Origin of the sequence: Collimonas arenae (assembly GCF_001584165.1) — a bacterium.
Lineage (GTDB): Bacteria > Pseudomonadota > Gammaproteobacteria > Burkholderiales > Burkholderiaceae_D > Collimonas > Collimonas arenae.
On record NZ_CP013233.1, the window covers coordinates 238,804 to 256,281 of the forward strand.

Below are 17,478 nucleotides of genomic sequence, written 5' to 3' on the forward strand. Positions count from 1 at the left end.
CGTCGTGGGGAGCATTACTTGGCTTGTTGCGCCGCGAACTTGGTATTGCTCTTGATCAGGTCAGATTGATCGCCGAGAATTTGCGCCGCTTCGTTAAGCAATACATCCTTGGCGTTCTTCTGCGCTTTTTCTGCCGCCAGGTCGGCGCTCAGGCTGCGTTCGTTGGCTTGCAGGCCATCATCCAACGTATCCTTGTTCGCATCCTTGCCATCCGCTTTTTCACGGGCCTTGATGCGCGCTTCCTGCACGGCCAGTTCACTGCGGCGGTCGGCCTCATTGAGCGAAATTGTGCGCTTCTTGCGTAAAGTCTTCAACTCGTCGGCATCTTCCACCAGGCGCTGGAAATCCTTGTCTTTCTCGACCCGGGCATCGTGCCGCATCTGCAGTTGCGGCAGCAGGTCTTTGACATCGCCGAGCGGCGCATAGTCGGCGGCCTTGACCTGTGACCATGGCAGTGCGTTGTCGTAGCTAGACTCGCCAAAACTCTCCGGATCGGAGAAGCCCGGCAAAGTAATATCCGGTGTTACGCCGCGCAACTGTGTGGTGCCGCCGTTGATGCGGAAGAACTGAGCGACAGTCATCTTGAGTTCACCGAATTTCGGTTTGTCGTTATGCGTCAGTTCATCCAGGTTGACCATGCTTTGCACAGTGCCTTTGCCGAAACTGCCTTCGCCGATGATGGTGCCGCGACCGTAGTCCTGGATAGCGGCGGCAAAGATTTCAGACGCCGAGGCGGAGCCGCGATTGATCAGCACCGCCATCGGGCCGGTCCAGAGCGGCGCCGGCAGGTCGTCGCTGCCAATATTGACTTCGCCGCGTGCGTTGCGCTGCTGTACGATCGGTCCCTTGCCGACAAACAGGCCGGTCAGGTTGATCGCTTCATTCAGCGAACCGCCGCCATTGTTGCGCAGATCGACCAGCACGCTGTCGACCTTTTCCTTCTTCAGCTCGGTCAACAACGCCGCCACGTCGCGGCTGGCGCTACGGTAGTTCTTGTCGCCCTTGCGGCGACCGTCGAAATCTTCATAGAACGCCGGCAACGTAATCACGCCGACCTTGCGCGTGGTGTCGCCATTCTTGACCGACATGATGGTTTTCTTGGCGGCCTGTTGTTCCAGGCTGATCTTGTTGCGCACCAGAGTTACCAGGCGATGCTTGCCATCCGGGCCGGCATCGGCCGGCAGGACGTCGAGCCGGACGACCGAATCCTTGGCGCCACGGATCAGTTTCACCACTTCGTCGATGCGCGAGCCGACCACCTCGACCATCGGTCCTTGCGCGCCTTGCGCGACGCCAACGATGCGGTCGCCGACGGCAAGTTTGCCGGACAATTGCGCCGGACCGCCCGAGACCAGCTCGCGGATCGTGGTGTATTCATCGCGTTCCTGCAGCACCGCGCCGATGCCGACCAGCGACAGCTTCATCGAAATATCGAAATCTGCCGCAGCTGTCGTACCGAGGTAGTCGGTATGCGGCTCGATCGACGTCGCATAGGCGTTCATGAAAATCTGGAATACGTCGTCGCTCTTGTATTTATAGACGCGCGCCAGCGAGTTGTCGTAACGCTTGTTAAGCGTATCGCGGATCGCCTGATCGTTCTTGCCTGCCAGTTTCAGGCGCAGCCAGTCGTTCTTGACGCGCTTGCGCCAGAGTTCGCGACTTTCCGCTTCCGTTTGCGGCCACGGTTCCTTGTCGCGCACGAAGGCAAAGTCTTCCTTCTTGCTGAAATCGAAACCCTGCTTGAGGAGTTCACGTGCATAAGTCAGGCGCTCGACCACGCGCTGCTCGTACACATTGAATATGGAAAACGGGATCTGCAGATCTTCGTGATAGATCCCATCGTCCAGTTTGCTGTGCGCTGCGGTGAATTGATCGATATCCGATTGTACGAAAAAGAATTTTTCCGGATCGAGCAATTTGATATAGCGATTGACGATCTTGCCCGCCAACGCATCGTCCAGCGGCATCGGCTTGTAGTGGAAACGCGTCAGGAATTGCGCGCTCAGATGCGCCGCCTGCGCCTGCTGTTGCAGCGGCGTCAGGACTGGCGGCGGTCCTGCTTCCAGCGCTTGGGCTGTGGCCGAGATTGCCAGCAAGATACATAGCAGACTATTTTTGAGGCGCATATTAGCTTCTATCCGAGGTTCGAGGTTGATTCAGGAATGGGTTAATTCTACTTGGCTTTCACAAATGCATGCGATGCGCCGGAAGTCTTTGTTTGTATCGTTAAGTTGGAACCGTCAATGGGCGCGGTCGGCCTGCCGAGATCAGCGCCAGGATTGCTGCGGTCGAGGTTTGTCGATTTTGTAAAAATGACAATTTCCGATCTCGGCGAGTCGACAAAAATGGGAATAAAATGTTTCTTAATAGAAAAGGAACTGTCCCTTCTTGTGTGTGTCTGATTTGAGCGAGATGCGCGCGGCTGGTTTGTCAGTGCCTTGTCGCCTTGTCTATCGCTATACCTGTTGCAAAAACGGAGCATGACAACCATGGCAAAAATCCCTCTCCCCGGCAGTGAGCGCAACATTCCCGTCGATGCGCATTGTGTCGGCAATGCGAATCCCTCGGAACAGCTGGAAGTCACGGTCTTCCTGCGCCGCAATGGCGAGCAGGAGTTGCAGGCACTGGTCGGCCGGTTGGCCACCGGCGATGTTGCCGCACCGCATTTGTCGCGCGCAGAGTTCGCCGGCAAGTATTGCGCCGCACCGGAAAATATCGCCCGTGTTGCCGCATTTGCGCGCAATCATTCGCTGCAGGTAGTGGGCAGCGATCCGGCGTGTAGCACGGTGACCTTGTCTGGCACGGTGGCGCAATGCAATCGCGCCTTCGATGTCGACCTGCAGCGCTACACGTCGCAACAGGGCGATTATCGCGGCCGGGTCGGCGCGCTGCATATCCCTGAAGAATTGCTGGATATCGTGACGGCGGTGATCGGGCTCGACAATCGGCCGCAAGCGCGTTCGCATTTCCGCCTGCATCCGCCGTTTCGTTTTGCGCCACACAGCGTCGCCACTTCCTACCTTCCGACGCAGCTGGCGACGTTATACGATTTTCCTGACAATCAAGGTAAAGGCCAATGCATCGCCATCATCGAGCTTGGCGGCGGCTACAAGCAATCTGATTTACAAACCTATTTCACGCGATTGGGGATTCCTGTTCCGAACGTCACTGCGGTAGCCGTGAACGGCCCCGGCAACCAGCCGAGCGGCGATCCCAACGGCCCGACGGCGAAGTGGTGCTGGATATCGAAATCGCCGGCGCGATCGCGCCGGAAGCGCAGATCGTGGTGTATTTCTCGACCAATACCGATGCCGGTTTCATCAACGCGCTCAACCGCGCCGTGCATGACAGTCAGCACCAACCCTCCATCATTTCGATCAGTTGGGGCAGCGCCGAAGCAGGTTGGACGCAACAATCGATGCAGGCCTTCAACGCGGCGCTGCAAGCGGCGGCGGCGATGGGCGTGACGGTGTGCGTGGCGTCCGGCGACAACGGCTCCAGCGACGGTGTCACGGATGGCGCCAATCACGTCGATTTTCCGGCGTCCAGTCCGTATGCGCTGGCCTGCGGCGGCACGCGCCTGCTGGCCGGCGGCAGCATCATCGAGCGCGAAGTGGTGTGGAACGACGGCAGCCAAGGCGGCGCTGGCGGCGGTGGCGTCAGCGCGGTATTTACGCTACCGCTCTGGCAACAGAACCTGACGCTGACCAGCACCAATGGCAAGCATGTGTCGCTGGCGATGCGTGGCGTGCCGGACGTGGCTGGCAATGCCGATCCGGCCACGGGCTACCAGGTGCATGTCGACGGCAGCGATGCGGTCGTCGGTGGCACCAGTGCCGTGGCGCCGTTATGGGCGGCGCTGTTCGCGCGCATCAATGCGGGCCGTGGCAGCGCGGTCGGTTACGTGAATGCGCGGCTGTATCAGCAGCCGTCCGCGTTTCGGGATATCACGCAAGGCAACAATGGCAATTTTGCCGCCACGCCGGGGTGGGATGCCTGCACCGGGCTGGGTAGTCCGGACGGCAAAAATTGGCCGGCGGCATATAGTCATTGCATTTCCAACGCGGGCGATTGCCGGCGTGCCGAAAGAGAGGGATCATGAACATCAATCATGCAGCGGTCCATCATCCAACAACGGCCCGGGACCAGCCCTTTTTCGATCCGCTCGCCTACGGCAACGGCCCAGCCGATGCGGTTACCGACAGCAGCGAGAATGCCGCCATCACCCATCACAGCACCACCATCGGCCAGCACGTTGATAACTACACCGCGACCGCCGGCCATCTGGTGGCAGTCGATGCCGAGAGTTCGCAGCCGGCCGCCAAGATGTTCTACGTGGCGTTCACGGTCGACGGCCAGGATCTGAACACGCGGCCGGTGACATTCTTCTATAACGGCGGGCCAGGCTCATCCGCAGTGTTCGTGTTGCTCGGTTCGTTCGCGCCAAAACGCATCAAGACCGCCATGCCCGGCTTCACGCCGCCACCACCATACACACTGGAAGACAATCCCGACAGCCTGCTCGACAAGAGCGACCTGGTCTTCATCAACCCGGTCGGCACCGGTTATTCGGCCGCCATTGCGCCATTCAAGAACAAGGATTTCTGGGGCGTCGACCAGGATGCCAAATCGATCCGACAATTCATCAAGCGTTACCTGACCGCCAACGACCGCTGGAATTCGCCGAAATTCCTGTTCGGCGAATCCTACGGGACGGCGCGCAGCGCGGTGCTGTCCTATCTGCTACACGAGGATGGCGTTGATCTCAACGGCGTCACGCTGCAATCGTCGATCCTCGCCTACACCCAGGCCGGCAATCCTGTCGGCGCGTTGCCGACCGCTGTGGCCGACGCCTGGTATCACAAGAAAAGCACGCTGAGCACAACCCCGGCCAGCCTGCCCGACCTGATGGCCAGCGCAGCGCTGTTTGCGCGCAGCGACTATGCGACTGCACTGCAGAAATTTCCACGGGCAGATCCCGCCACGGTCAAGCAACTGAGCGATTTCACCGGCATCGACCAAACCACGCTGACATCCTGGGGGCTGGATGTAGCGGCCCAGGACAACCTGGGCCACACACTATTCCTGACCACCCTGCTGAAAAGCCAGGGACTGGCGCTGGGCGCCTACGATGGCCGCGTGACCGGCATCGATAGCGGAATTGCAGCTACCATTTCACCCAACTCAGGTGGCAACGATCCGACCATGAATGCGGTATCCGGCGTCTACACAGCGATGTGGAACAACTACCTGAATGACGGCCTCAAGTTCACCTCGAATTCGGCCTTTACCGATCTCAATGACCAAGCCTTCGCCAACTGGGATTTCGGCCACATCGATCCGACCGGCGCGCAAAAAGGCGTCGACGCCAAGGGCGATGTGATCCTCTACACCGCGGGTGACCTGGCGGCGACGATGAGCTTGAACGTCGATCTGAAAGTGCTGTCGGCCAACGGCTATTACGATTTCGTTACGCCGTTTTACCAGACCGTGATGGATCTGCAAAAGATGCCGCTGGTCGATCCGAATGTGCGCAAAAACCTCAGCGCAAAGTTTTATCCATCCGGCCACATGGTCTACCTGGAAGCCGCTTCACGCACCGCTTTGAAGGCCGATCTGGCAGCGATGATCGATGCCGCCACGTCGGATCAGCACGCCTTGGCCAGGATCAGGAGTTTGCAGGCGCGCAAGCGAGGATAGCGCGCGTGCGCTATCCAGCGTAGCAAGACGAACACAAGCTGTCGGTGCAATTTGCGGGCATTGACCCGTGCTCATATATACTGAGCATAACTGTATGTCCATACAGTTATAAATTCATCGAGCTCGGTGGGCGCCACCTCTACGGCGCTGCATCGTTTTTACCCGCATCATGATCAGAACGCTGGAAAATCGCTTTTATTACCTCGACAACTTTCGCACAGTGGTCGAGTCGGTACGTGCGCGTTATCGGCATTTATTGAGTGAAGACGAACAGCACTTCGTCGATGGTTTCGGCGCGTTGCCGCAGGCGTCGCAGGCCTTGCTGGTGCGGATGGTGATGCGCAAGGGTGAGCTGTTTCGGCTGAGTAAGTTGAAATACGATGAAATCGGTTGCGCGCGCGGCGCGGCCACAGTCTTGTGCGATGCCGGCTGGCTGGACGCGCAGCCGGCGATCGGCATCGAGCAATTGTTCGGCTTGTTGACCAAAGTTGAAATCACCGATGCCTTCCCGCTGCTGCGGCAAAACAAGGGAGCACGTAAAAGCGAGCAGTTGGCCATGTTACTGGATGCCTGTAACGATATTGACAGCGCGCGTCCGCTGTTGGCCTGGCACCCTGGTATCGATGACCAGTTGCTGCAGTTGCGGATTGCCCCGCTGTGCGATCGCATGCGTCTGATGTTCTTCGGTAACCTGCATCAGGACTGGTCGGAATTCGTGCTGTCCGAACTGGGAATCTTCAAGTATGAGCCGGTTGATTTGTCGCCGGTGTCGCAAGGGTTTAGCACGCGCCGCGAGATCGACGAGTATCTGCATTTGCACGCTTGCCGCGAACGTTTCCACAATGGCGAAACACCGGAAACCGTGGTCGCCGATATCCCTGCCGCGCCGTATTCCAACGACTGGCTGGAGCAGCGCCGCAGCAAGCTGCTGTTCCAGATCGCCCAGCACTACGAGCGCAGTGGCATGCTGTCGGATGCGCTGCGCCATTACGCCGATTGTCCGTGGCCAGGCGCGCGCCTGCGTGCGGTGCGGGTGCTGGAGCGTTGCGGCCAGCCAGTGGCGGCCTTCGAACTGGCGCAGCAGGCTGAGCAGCAACCGGAAGGCGAAGCCGAAAGCCAGCGGCTGCTGCGCATCATGCCGCGCCTGCGGCGCCAACTCGGTCACGGAAAAATAGCAGCGGCCAGTGCGCCGCAGATTGTGGAGCATGCGCTGACTCTGCCGCGGCCTGAACAGGCGATCGCGGTCGAGGCTGTGCTCGAAGCACATTTGTCGCGCGCCGATGCACCAGCCGTCTATGTGGAAAATGCGTTGCTGAATTCGCTGTTCGGCCTGCTGTTCTGGGACGCCATATTTGCACCGCTGCCGGGCGCGTTCTTCCATCCCTTCCAGAGCGGGCCTGCCGACCTGTACAGCCTGGATTTCCGTCAGCGCCGCGCCAGCCACTTTGATGCCGGCTTTGCCCAACTCGAATCCGGTGAATACAGGCAAACCATCCTGCGCAACTTTTCAGCCAAGACCCACACCCAGTCGCCATTCGTGTTCTGGGGTGTTATCGATGACGCGTTGCTGACCATGGCGCTGGATTGCCTGCCGCCGCAGCATCTGCGCATATGCTTCGAGCGAATCTTGCAGGATATCCGCAACAATCGTTCCGGCTTGCCGGACCTGATCCAGTTCTGGCCGGCGGAAAAACGCTACCGAATGATCGAGGTCAAAGGGCCGGGCGACCGTCTGCAGGACAACCAGATTCGCTGGCTGCATTATTTCGCCGAACAGCAGATTCCAGTGACGGTGTGCTACGTACAGTGGGCGCAGGAGGCTGCATGAGCGAGGCCCGTTACGTGGTCGCTGTGCGGGCACTGTGCGATTTCACCGCCAAGCAGGGCGATCTCGATTTGCGTTTTACGCCGGGACCCAGCGCACAGGAAGGCATTGCCGGCCATATCGAAGTGGCGACGCGGCGTGGCGCCGGTTACGAAGCTGAGGTCAGTCTCAGCGGTTCGTTCGGACCGTTGCTGGTGCGTGGCCGTGCCGATGGCTACGATCCGGTGTTGAACCGCCTGGAAGAAATCAAGACTTTTCGTGGCGATCTTGGCCGCATGCCGGACAACCATCGTCACCTGCATTGGGCGCAGATCAGGATCTACGGCCACCTGTTGTGCCAGAGCCGCAATTTATCCGAGCTGCAGCTGGCGCTGGTGTATTACGACATCGGCAAGCAGAAAGAGACATTGCTGACCGAGTACGCCACGGCAGGATTGTTGCAGCAATTCTTCCAGCAGCAATGCGGCCGCTTCCTGGCGTGGGCTGAACAGGAAATGGCACATCGTCTGACGCGCGATGAGCAACTGGCCGCATTGCGTTTTCCACATGCCGATTTTCGGCCCGGACAGCGTGCTCTGGCCGAAGCAGTCTACAAAGGCGCGAGCAGTGGCCGCTGTCTGCTGGCGCAGGCGCCGACCGGTATCGGCAAGACCATCGGTACCTTGTTCCCGCTGCTCAAAGCCAGCCCGGCGCAGCGCCTGGACAAGCTATTCTTCCTGTCTGCCAAAACCTCGGGCCGGGCGCTGGCGCTGGATGCGCTGACGCAAATCCGGCGGAGCGAGCCGGCATTGCCGTTGCGTGTGCTGGAACTGGTGGCGCGCGACAAGGCTTGCGAGCATCCGGACAAGGCTTGCCACGGCGAATCCTGCCCGCTGGCGCAAGGTTTTTACGACCGCCTGCCGCAGGCACGCGCTGCGGCAGTTGACGCCGCTGCCCGGGGCGCGATGGACCGTGAGGGTTTGCGCGCAGTAGCCGCCGCATACCGGGTGTGCCCTTATTACCTGAGCCAGGAAATGGCGCATTGGGCGGATGTGATCGTCGGCGACTATAACTATTATTTCGATCTCGGCGGCATGTTGCATGGCATGAGCGCTGCCAATCAGTGGCGTGTCGGCGTGTTGGTCGACGAGGCGCACAACATGATCGAGCGGGCGCGCAAGATGTACTCGGCCGAGATGGTGCAAAGTCAGTTGAAGGTGCTGCGGCAAACCGCGCCGACGTCGCTCAAGCGCACGCTGGACCGCGTCAATCGACAATGGAACGCCTTGTACAAGGAGCAACGGGAAGAATACCTGCGCCATGCCGACTTGCCCGACGCCTTCCTCGGCGCGCTGCAACAGGCGGTGGCCGATATCACCGACTACATGGTCGAGCATCCGGCGGCGATGGATAGCCAGTTGCAAGGTTTCTATTTCGACGCCTTGCACTTCACGCGCATGGCGGAGCTGTTCGATAAACATTCCCTGTTTGACGTTACCGTGCAAGGCGGCTACGGCGCCACGCTCTGCATCCGCAATATCGTACCGGCGCCGTTCCTGGCGCCACGCTTTGCCGCCGCGCACTCGACTGTACTGTTTTCGGCAACGCTCAGTCCCTGGCATTTCTATAGCGATACGCTTGGCATGCCGGCCGATACGGCCTGGGTCGACGTGCCATCGCCGTTCGCTGCCGAGCAGTTGTCGGTGCGGCTGGTAACCGGCATTTCGACGCGCTTCCAGCAGCGCGACAATTCGCTGTCGCCGATCGTCGACCTGATTGCGCAACAGTATCGGCTGCAAGCCGGCAATTACCTGGCTTTCTTCAGCAGCTACGATTACTTGCAGAAGGTCGCCGGCCTGTTCGCCGAACGCTATCCGGAAATTCCGTTGTGGCAGCAGGCGCGACGCATGGATGAACACGAGCGCGAGGCATTCCTGGCGCGCTTCACCGAGAGTTCGCAGGGCGTAGGTTTTGCGGTGCTTGGCGGCGCCTTTGCCGAAGGGATTGATTTGCCGGGCGCACGCTTGATCGGCGCCTTCATCGCCACGCTAGGGCTGCCGCAGATCAATCCGGTCAATGAACAGATCATGCGACAGATGGAGCAGACTTTCGGCAACGGCTACGATTGCACCTATCTGTTTCCCGGCATGCAAAAAGTGGTGCAGGCCGCTGGCCGCGTGATCCGCACCCGCGAGGATCGCGGCGTGGTGTATCTGATCGACGACCGCTTTGCGCGGCGAGAGGTGCGGCAATTGCTGCCGCAGTGGTGGCGCATCGATACTTGAAGCAGGCAGTGGTGTGCGGTTGTCCTTGATGAGATGGATTATATGGACCTGGACACTGCGGGACCCGGACACTGCACGCAATTTATCAAAAAGACATGCTGCCAATATCTCTTGGCTTCCCTCAATTCAATCCCCCAAGTGAAGCGCGCTACAATCATGGAGCAGAAGATTCGCTTGTTCTGGATAGAACCGGTTTTGCATGCCATGCATGCCGGCGATTCGCGCTGCACAAAGCCACAAGACAAGAATCAGGAGCGGCTTAATGCGCCGGTCCTGAGACTGGATTGATTCGGTTTGGCACTTTCACGGGACATAAGCAGAACCATCTGTCACATCCCGTGCATTATCGATAGTTAAAATGTATCAAAAATATTTTTACAATCAATTTTCAATATTTAGATACATCCTTTAAACTGTCTCTTCATTGATTCACAACCCCACGAGGAAAACACAATGTCTCTAATCAACACACAAATCAAACCGTTCAAGGCAACTGCATATCACAATGGCAAGTTCATTGACGTGAGCGACGAGTCCCTGAAGGGCAAATGGTCAGTTGTGGTGTTTTACCCAGCCGATTTCACTTTCGTCTGCCCAACCGAATTGGAAGACCTGGCAGATCATTACGCTGAATTCCAAAAACTGGGCGTTGAAATCTACGGCGTGTCGACCGACACCCACTTCGCTCACAAGGCATGGCACGACACATCGGAAGCGATCAAGAAAGTGCAATACCCACTGATTGGCGACCCAACTACTGTCCTGTCGCGCAACTTCGAAGTGCTGATCGAAGAAGAAGGCCTGGCACTGCGCGGTACTTTCGTGATCAACCCAGAAGGCCAGATCAAGGTTCTGGAAGTGCATGACAACGGCATCGGCCGTGACGCTTCGGAATTGCTGCGCAAGGTCAAGGCAGCGCAATACGTCGCATCGCACCCAGGCGAAGTTTGCCCTGCGAAATGGACTGAAGGCGCAGCAACATTGACACCATCGCTGGACCTGGTCGGCAAGATCTAATAGCCGCACCGCAGCCGGCCCGGAATGTCCGGGCCGGTGTTGAAAAAATATTGAATGGAAGGCTTATCATGCTTGATGCTAATCTCAAAACCCAGTTGAAAACCTATTTGGAAAAGGTCGTGCAGCCGATTGAGATCGTTGCGTCTCTCGATGATGGCGACAAATCCCGCGAACTGCAGGCCATGCTCCAGGAAATCGTCCTGTTGAGCGACCGCATTACGCTGGTTGAACGTACTGACGACACAGAGCGCAAGCCGTCGTTCAGCATCAACCGCCCCGGTACCGATATCAGCGTGCGTTTCGCCGGTATCCCGATGGGCCACGAATTCACCTCGCTGGTATTGGCGCTGCTGCAAGTCGGCGGCCACCCGATCAAGCTGGATGATGCGGTCATCGAACAGATCCGCAACCTGGACGGCGACTATCGTTTTGAAACTTATATTTCGCTGTCGTGCCAGAGCTGCCCTGAGGTAGTGCAGGCGCTCAACGTTATGTCCATCATCAACCCGCGCATTCGCACCGAGATGATCGACGGCGCATTGTTCCAGAGCGAAGTCGAGGCGCGCCAGGTAATGGCTGTGCCGTCGATTTTCCTGAACGGCGAAGTGTTCGGCCAAGGCCGTTCCGGCGTTGAAGAAATCCTGGCCAAGCTCGACAGCGGCGCCGGCGCACGCCAGGCAGCCGAGTTGAATGCCAAGGATGTGTTCGATGTGCTGATCGTCGGCGGCGGACCTGCCGGCGCGGCAGCGGCGATCTACGCCGCACGCAAAGGCATTCGCACCGGCGTGGTGGCAGAACGCTTCGGCGGCCAGGTGTTGGACACCTTGGCGATCGAGAATTTTGTATCGGTCAAGGAAACCGACGGCCCGCATTTCGCCGTCGCGCTGGAACAGCACGTCAAGGCCTATGATGTCGACATCATGAACCTGCAACGGGCGGCAAGCCTGGTGCCGGGCAAGTTGATTGAAGTGAAAACCGCCAGCGGCGCGGTCTTGAAGAGCAAGTCAGTGATCCTGGCGACAGGTGCGCGCTGGCGCGAGATCAACGTTCCTGGCGAACAGCAATACCGTAACCACGGTGTGGCGTATTGCCCGCACTGCGACGGTCCGCTGTTCAGGGGCAAACGTGTCGCAGTCATCGGTGGCGGTAACTCCGGCGTTGAAGCAGCAATCGACCTGGCTGGCCTGGTGTCGCATGTCACGCTGATCGAATTCGGCGCCGAGTTGCGTGCCGATGCGGTCCTGCAACGCAAGCTGCACAGCCTGCGCAATGTCACCGTCATCACCTCGGCGCAAACCACCGAGATCCATGGCGATGGCAAGAAGGTCAACGGCTTGAGTTACACCGACCGGGTTTCTGGCGCCAGTCACAAGGTTGAACTGGAAGGCGTATTCGTCCAGATCGGCCTGGTGCCGAACACCGAATGGCTGAAGGGCACGGTAGCGTTGTCGCGCCACGGCGAAATCGAGGTTGATGCCAAGGGTCAAACTTCGATCCCCGGCGTGTTTGCTGCGGGCGATGTGACGACAGTGCCGTTCAAGCAGATCGTGATCGCGGTGGGCGAGGGTGCCAAGGCATCGTTGAGCGCATTCGATTACCTGATCCGCACGTCGTTTGACGACGAAACCGAGACTGTGGAAGAGAAGGTTGCAGTGCCGGCGTAACGGTCCTGTTATCGGCAAAAGGCCTCCCGTTCGGGAGGTCTTTTTTTTTTGAAGCAATGCTAGTATTACTATCGCGTTGGCGGGGTAAAAGATGGCCGCGGCAGGAGGCCATCCATATCAAGCGATAGAGCGCACCACGCCGCCATCCACGCGCACCGATGCGCCGGTGGTGGCCGATGCCTGTTGGGATGCCAGGTAGACCACCATGTTGGCAACTTCTTCCACTGTCGCCAGGCGCTTGATCAGCGAGCTTGGACGGTGTTGCGCAACAAAGTCGTTTTCCAATTGTTCGACAGGTACGCCCTGCTGTTGCGCCAGCCCGCCAAAGAAATCGCTTACGCCTTCGGAACGGGTTGGTCCGGGTAGCACGGCATTGACCGTCACGCCAGTGCCGGCCAGGGTTTCAGCTAGTCCGCGCGAGACGGCCAGCAGTGCGGTCTTTGTCATGCCGTAATGCACCATTTCGACCGGAATCTGCAAGCCGGATTCGCTCGACAAAAACAGCACGCGACCCCAGCCGCGTTCCACCATCTTCGGCGCGTAATAGCGCGACAGGCGCACCGCGCTCATGACATTGACGTCGAAGAAGCGTTGCCATTCGTCGTCGCCGATATCGAAGAACCCCTTGGCTTCGAAAATCCCCAGGTTATTGACCAGGATATCCGCCGCAGGAATCGCCACAGTCAGCTTGGCTACGCCTTCGACAGTACCGAGGTCCGCGGCAAAGCCGCGCAGCCGGGCGTCAGGAAATTCAGCGTGGATCGTTGCCAGCGCTTCATCCACGCGCGCCTGGGTGCGGCCATTGACCACCACTTCGGCGCCGGCCTGCGCCAGCCCGCGGGCAATCGCCAGGCCGATGCCGGCGGTAGAGCCGCTGACGATTGCAAGTTTGTTGCTCAGGTCGATTTTCATCACATTCTTCCTTTAAAGGTTGAGCGGCAGGATTGCCGCGTCGGATGTCGCTGCTTTGTTGCACCTGGAGCGGGTATCTCGCAATCATCCCGATGACTGATTTGACACAGCAGCTTGTGTCCAGGACAAAATTGGACGACAGCCGGATGGGCTTGCGGCCATCCGGTTATTTGCGACGCCGGCGCTTGATGGACAGTCCCAGAAGCCCCAGAGGGATTAGCGCGGCAACCAGGCATATCAGCGGAACAATATAGGGCTGCATCCGCGCCAGCATTGGTTTCGAACCACCGTCACGAGCGACCGCCACGTCCTGTGCCGTGACCGGTGCTCCGGGACTGCCATACTGCTGCAACACATGGTTGGAAATCGCGGCGATCTGTTCGTCGGTCAGTGGATTGACATACGACTGGCTGTCAAAGCGTGGCATCAGTACATCCTGGTCGCCGACCTTGCGCTCCACTCCGTACAGGATGGTCGAGATCAAGTTGGCCCGGTTCGCCGAGCCGGTCGCGGTATTGCGAAACAGGGATGGGTAGGCCTGATTTCCGCTGCCGCCGCCATTCGCCTGGTGGCAGCTTGCGCAGTAAGCACTGTATAAAACCGCGCCGCTGTTGAGGCTATGAGTTTCATTCGGACCGACCGCGCCGCGCAATGATGCTTCGGCGCTTTTGGGCTGCCCATACTCATGCGCCGGCTTTACATCGGCAGCATCGCGTATCGGCTTGGTCGTTTTCAAATATGCGACGATCGCCGCGGTATCTTCCTTGGATAAGAATTGCAGGCTATTCTGCACCGCTTCGGCCATGCCGCCGGCCGCCTGGTTTTTGCCGCGCACGTGTCCCGTTTGCAGATACTGCGCCAGCTCCTGATCGCTCCAGCCGCCGATGCCGCTGACCGGATCGGACGTGATGTTGGGCGCATACCATGAGCCCAGCGGTGCACCGCCAAATGCCTTGCTGTTGTCCTCGGCCATCAGTGCATTGCGCGGCGTATGGCAGGCGCTGCAATGGGCCAGCGCATTGGTCAGGTAGGCGCCGCGGTTGATCTGTTGCTGGTCGCTGACGGCAGTGAAACGCTTGTTATCGAGGAACAGCATGTTCCAGGCCATCATCGACGCGCGCACGCTGAACGGGAACGGTAGCGCAGTTTGCGGGGCAACAGTGTCGACAGGCTTTACTCCCACCATGAAGTAGGTATACAACGCATGCACATCGTCGTCGCTGAGCAGCGTGTAGGAGGTGTAGGGCATTGCCGGGTAAAGCCGGGCGCCGTCGGCGCGCACGCCTTCCCGCAGTGCGCGAGCAAACTGTTGCTCGGTGTAGTTGCCGATGCCGGCGCTCTTGGAGGGCGTGATATTGGTGGAATAGATGCGGCCCAGCGGCGAGTCGATGCCGTAGCCGCCGGCGAATGGCTGTCCATCCTTGGGTACCGTATGGCATGCCATGCAATCGGCGGCCACGGCCAGATAGCGTCCCTGCTCAACCAGCGCAGCCTGATCCTTTGCCGCCTGGCCTTGCGCATGTGGTGCGCAGAACAAGGTGGCGATGATGAGGAAGAATGAACCAAGCAATGCCGCTCTGTATTTGTGCAATGCCGGAAAAGGCATGGACGAAGTGGTCAATGCGGCCGATGTCGGCTGGCGTCGGGGCTGTTGAAGGCGCATGATTCAAGCCTTGGCGAGGGTTTTGGCGATCGCGTCGGCCGCTTTCAGGCCCAGCGCCGCCATCGACAGCGTGCTGTTGACCACGCTGGCGGATGGTATCGCACCGCCGCCCGGCAGCCACAAGTTGGCGTGGTCGTACGTGCGGCAATTGCCGTCGACTACCGAATCCTTGGGATCGGAACCCATGATGGTGCCGCCCATGATGTGGTTGTTGGCGTTGAGGCTGGTGGTGATATTGAATTCGGTCGCCTTGAACAATTGGCCAATATGTTCGAGCTGCTTGTGTGCTGCCTCGGCGCCGCGCCGAACGTAGTCGCCGACGTCGTAATGGATGTCGGGGCAGGCCAGACCCAGCGGATCGCGCCGCGTCTTGCTTAATGTCAGGCGATTGTTCGGATCTGGTAGCGGCTCCAAGCTGATCGAGAGGTCGACGCCGTAGGCAGCACGGCGGCGGATTTCATCGTCCAGCTCCTTGCCGACCAATCCCATTTTCAAGGCTTGGTCGGTAGCAGGGCCGACGCGTGAAATATTATTCAGGATCATCTTGTTGGCCGAATATTCGGAGCGGAACACGCCGTCGCGCGGCCCGACCAGGCAGCTGCTTTGCGCCGGTCCGCGCCCCAGCCAGATCGGTTCACTGGCCAGGAAGGTGCAATGGAATCCGGAGTGATCCATCATGTTGCGGCCGACTTGATCCGATGAATTGGCAATGCCGTTCGGATTACGCTCGTTGGCCGCCAGCAGCAGCAAGCGCGGCGTTTCCAGGCTGTTGCATGCCAACACGAATGCTCGTCCTGTGGCTTTATGCGAGCGTTTGCCGGTGTCATACCAATGTACGGCGGTGATGCGGTTGTTTTCGTCGGTGTCGATTTTATAGACCACCGATTCGGCCAGCACCTTCGCGCCCTTTTGTTCCGCGCGCTGTACGTGATGAATGCCGTTGTACATCGCGCCGATCGGGCAGATCGGCTGGCAATTATTGTTGCCGCAACAGGTCGGACGCCCTTGCCAAGGCCGTGTGCTGCGTCCCTGTGGAATAGGCACCGAACGATAGCCGTGCGCGTTGACGATTTCCGCGAAGCGCTTGTCGCCGTAGGCCCAGGGCACCATGTCCATTGGATAGGGTTTGCTGCGCTCGGATGGCGATTGCATTGCCGGATCGTTCGGACCGGCCACGCCCATCTCCTCTTCCGCGCGGCAGTAGTACGGCTCCAGTTCGTCATAGGAAATAGGCCAGTCGCGGCCGACACCGTAAGCCGATTTCATGCGCATATCAACCGGCAGGTGGCGCCAGCATGATGCTGCCCAATGCCAGGTGGTGCCGCCAACCGTGCGCAGATAGCCTTGTTTGAAACTGCTGCCGTTGGGGCCGCTCAGGCCGACGTAATTATTTTCCGGGAAGTACAGCGGTGCTGGCGCGATCGGCGACTGTGGATACAGGCCCTGGTAGTCGGAGCCGAGGCGATTCGCAAACGGCATGTTGCGCCAGTTCTCGACGGCTTGCCCGCGCTCGATGCGCAGCCCGGCTTCCAGTATGAGTACCGAATGGCCGAGACCGACGAGCTGGTCTGCAATCATGGCGCCGACCACGCCGGAGCCGACGATGACCACATCAGCAGTGGCGTCGCCGTTGGATTCGAAAGAAGGAGTTTTCATGGTTCAGGCGGTTGGTGCAACAGATGCGGGATTTGCGTCAGGTGATGGCGGTTCCCCGGTCCACCACAACGGCCGAACGAACAATAGGTGGGCACCGGCAACGCGTCCCTCACGGGCTGATACATCAACGCGTCGGCGTACGATACGACAATGGCTTTCTGCCCCTTTCCGATAGTACCCGTATACCAGGCGGCGACAATGGCCAAGGCTGTATCACGCAGCGCCGGATCGCCGCTGGTGGCCGCCAGCAAGGAACTGGCCGGCTGTCCGGTTTGCACCAGGCCGATCAGTTTGTCGGCATGAGCAGAAAAATCGGGATAGGTGTCACGCATCGCAGCCGAGATGCGCACTGCGGTTTCCGGATTCAGATCGGCATGGCCGGTAAGGGCTTGCGACAACGTCAGAAATGCTGTGGCGCCGGCGGCAGAATTGACGGCATTGCTTGCTATCTTGGTTTGCGCCTGGGTCGGGGATGAGCCTGATAGCAGACCCACTTCGGCGAACATGGCAGCAATACCGATCAGCATCGTGCGGCGCGAAACCCCATGAGAAGAATTGGGGAGGATGGGTTGTTGGTCAGGATCCGAAGAAGGCATGATCTAAGGCTCCGATTTGATTGACGTTTGGCATTTGATCATCTTCGAATTCCTATCTCACAATTGGGTCTCGAAAAGGCAATCATACTACGGGAAAAATATTTTTACCGACGGCAAAAAAATGCCGATCAGACCAATCGATCTGTCAACGTGACGTTGTGCCGACTCGCGAATAGATATG

General features: G+C 59.0%; 10 protein-coding genes and 1 pseudogene. 6 read left to right on the forward strand and 5 right to left on the reverse strand.

The window, feature by feature from the left end:
• Positions 1-14 precede the first annotated feature (14 nt).
• Positions 15-2,126, reverse strand: coding sequence for a carboxy terminal-processing peptidase (locus CAter10_RS01110; protein ID WP_061531958.1), 2,112 nt, complete (start codon positions 2,124-2,126; stop codon positions 15-17).
• Positions 2,127-2,489: 363 nt separating this feature from the next.
• On the opposite strand from CAter10_RS01110, the pseudogene CAter10_RS01115 reads away from it, so the two are divergent.
• From CAter10_RS01115 to ahpF, 6 genes and pseudogenes are all read left to right on the forward strand, one after another.
• A pseudogene (locus CAter10_RS01115) lies at positions 2,490-4,102 on the forward strand (S53 family peptidase).
• A complete protein-coding gene (locus CAter10_RS01120; RefSeq protein WP_082797743.1) occupies positions 4,099-5,700 on the forward strand; it encodes a S10 family peptidase in 1,602 nt (533 codons plus the stop codon). The pseudogene CAter10_RS01115 and the gene CAter10_RS01120 overlap by 4 nt, the downstream one beginning before the upstream one ends.
• A 169-nt stretch (positions 5,701-5,869) precedes the next feature.
• Positions 5,870-7,528, forward strand: a complete 1,659-nt coding sequence (locus CAter10_RS01125; RefSeq protein WP_061531959.1) for a VRR-NUC domain-containing protein — start codon at positions 5,870-5,872, stop codon at positions 7,526-7,528.
• The gene (locus CAter10_RS01130) at positions 7,525-9,789 is read left to right on the forward strand and encodes an ATP-dependent DNA helicase (RefSeq protein ID WP_061531960.1); all 2,265 of its coding nucleotides are present in this window, start codon (positions 7,525-7,527) and stop codon (positions 9,787-9,789) included. Before CAter10_RS01125 ends, CAter10_RS01130 begins: the two co-directional genes overlap by 4 nt.
• A gap of 453 nt (positions 9,790-10,242) precedes the next feature.
• Complete coding sequence (gene ahpC / locus CAter10_RS01140) at positions 10,243-10,806, forward strand: alkyl hydroperoxide reductase subunit C (protein ID WP_061531962.1); 564 nt, start codon at positions 10,243-10,245, stop codon at positions 10,804-10,806.
• A gap of 68 nt (positions 10,807-10,874) precedes the next feature.
• A complete protein-coding gene (gene ahpF, locus CAter10_RS01145; RefSeq protein ID WP_061531963.1) occupies positions 10,875-12,470 on the forward strand; it encodes an alkyl hydroperoxide reductase subunit F in 1,596 nt (531 codons plus the stop codon).
• Between the two features lie 117 nt (positions 12,471-12,587).
• Here ahpF and CAter10_RS01150 read toward each other — a convergent pair whose 3' ends face one another.
• The 4 genes from CAter10_RS01150 to CAter10_RS01165 all read right to left on the reverse strand — a co-directional run bounded on the left by CAter10_RS01150 (position 12,588) and on the right by CAter10_RS01165 (position 17,228).
• Positions 12,588-13,382 carry an SDR family NAD(P)-dependent oxidoreductase gene (locus CAter10_RS01150; RefSeq protein ID WP_061531964.1) on the reverse strand — a complete coding sequence of 265 codons (795 nt, stop codon included), beginning with the start codon at positions 13,380-13,382 and terminating at the stop codon, positions 12,588-12,590.
• Between the two features lie 166 nt (positions 13,383-13,548).
• Positions 13,549-15,045, reverse strand: coding sequence for a cytochrome c (locus CAter10_RS01155; RefSeq protein ID WP_082797744.1), 1,497 nt, complete (start codon positions 15,043-15,045; stop codon positions 13,549-13,551).
• A 3-nt stretch (positions 15,046-15,048) separates the two neighbouring features.
• Positions 15,049-16,701 carry a GMC family oxidoreductase gene (locus tag CAter10_RS01160; RefSeq protein ID WP_061531965.1) on the reverse strand — a complete coding sequence of 551 codons (1,653 nt, stop codon included), beginning with the start codon at positions 16,699-16,701 and terminating at the stop codon, positions 15,049-15,051.
• Positions 16,698-17,228, reverse strand: a complete 531-nt coding sequence (locus CAter10_RS01165) for a sugar dehydrogenase complex small subunit (protein WP_061531966.1) — start codon at positions 17,226-17,228, stop codon at positions 16,698-16,700. The genes CAter10_RS01160 and CAter10_RS01165 overlap by 4 nt, the downstream gene beginning before the upstream one ends.
• Positions 17,229-17,478: the final 250 nt, after the last annotated feature.

Excerpts from the sequence above, each read along its gene's own strand:
- CAter10_RS01160 (WP_061531965.1), bottom strand. The coding sequence starts at position 16,701 with ATGAAAACTCCTTCTTTCGAATCCAACGGCGACGCCACTGCTGATGTG.
- CAter10_RS01125 (WP_061531959.1), top strand. The coding sequence starts at position 5,870 with ATGATCAGAACGCTGGAAAATCGCTTTTATTACCTCGACAACTTTCGC.
- CAter10_RS01155 (WP_082797744.1), bottom strand. The coding sequence starts at position 15,045 with ATGCGCCTTCAACAGCCCCGACGCCAGCCGACATCGGCCGCATTGACC.
- CAter10_RS01110 (WP_061531958.1), bottom strand. The coding sequence starts at position 2,126 with ATGCGCCTCAAAAATAGTCTGCTATGTATCTTGCTGGCAATCTCGGCC.
- CAter10_RS01120 (WP_082797743.1), top strand. The coding sequence starts at position 4,099 with ATGAACATCAATCATGCAGCGGTCCATCATCCAACAACGGCCCGGGAC.
- CAter10_RS01165 (WP_061531966.1), bottom strand. The coding sequence starts at position 17,228 with ATGCTGATCGGTATTGCTGCCATGTTCGCCGAAGTGGGTCTGCTATCA.
- ahpC (WP_061531962.1), top strand. The coding sequence starts at position 10,243 with ATGTCTCTAATCAACACACAAATCAAACCGTTCAAGGCAACTGCATAT.
- CAter10_RS01130 (WP_061531960.1), top strand. The coding sequence starts at position 7,525 with ATGAGCGAGGCCCGTTACGTGGTCGCTGTGCGGGCACTGTGCGATTTC.
- CAter10_RS01150 (WP_061531964.1), bottom strand. The coding sequence starts at position 13,382 with ATGAAAATCGACCTGAGCAACAAACTTGCAATCGTCAGCGGCTCTACC.
- ahpF (WP_061531963.1), top strand. The coding sequence starts at position 10,875 with ATGCTTGATGCTAATCTCAAAACCCAGTTGAAAACCTATTTGGAAAAG.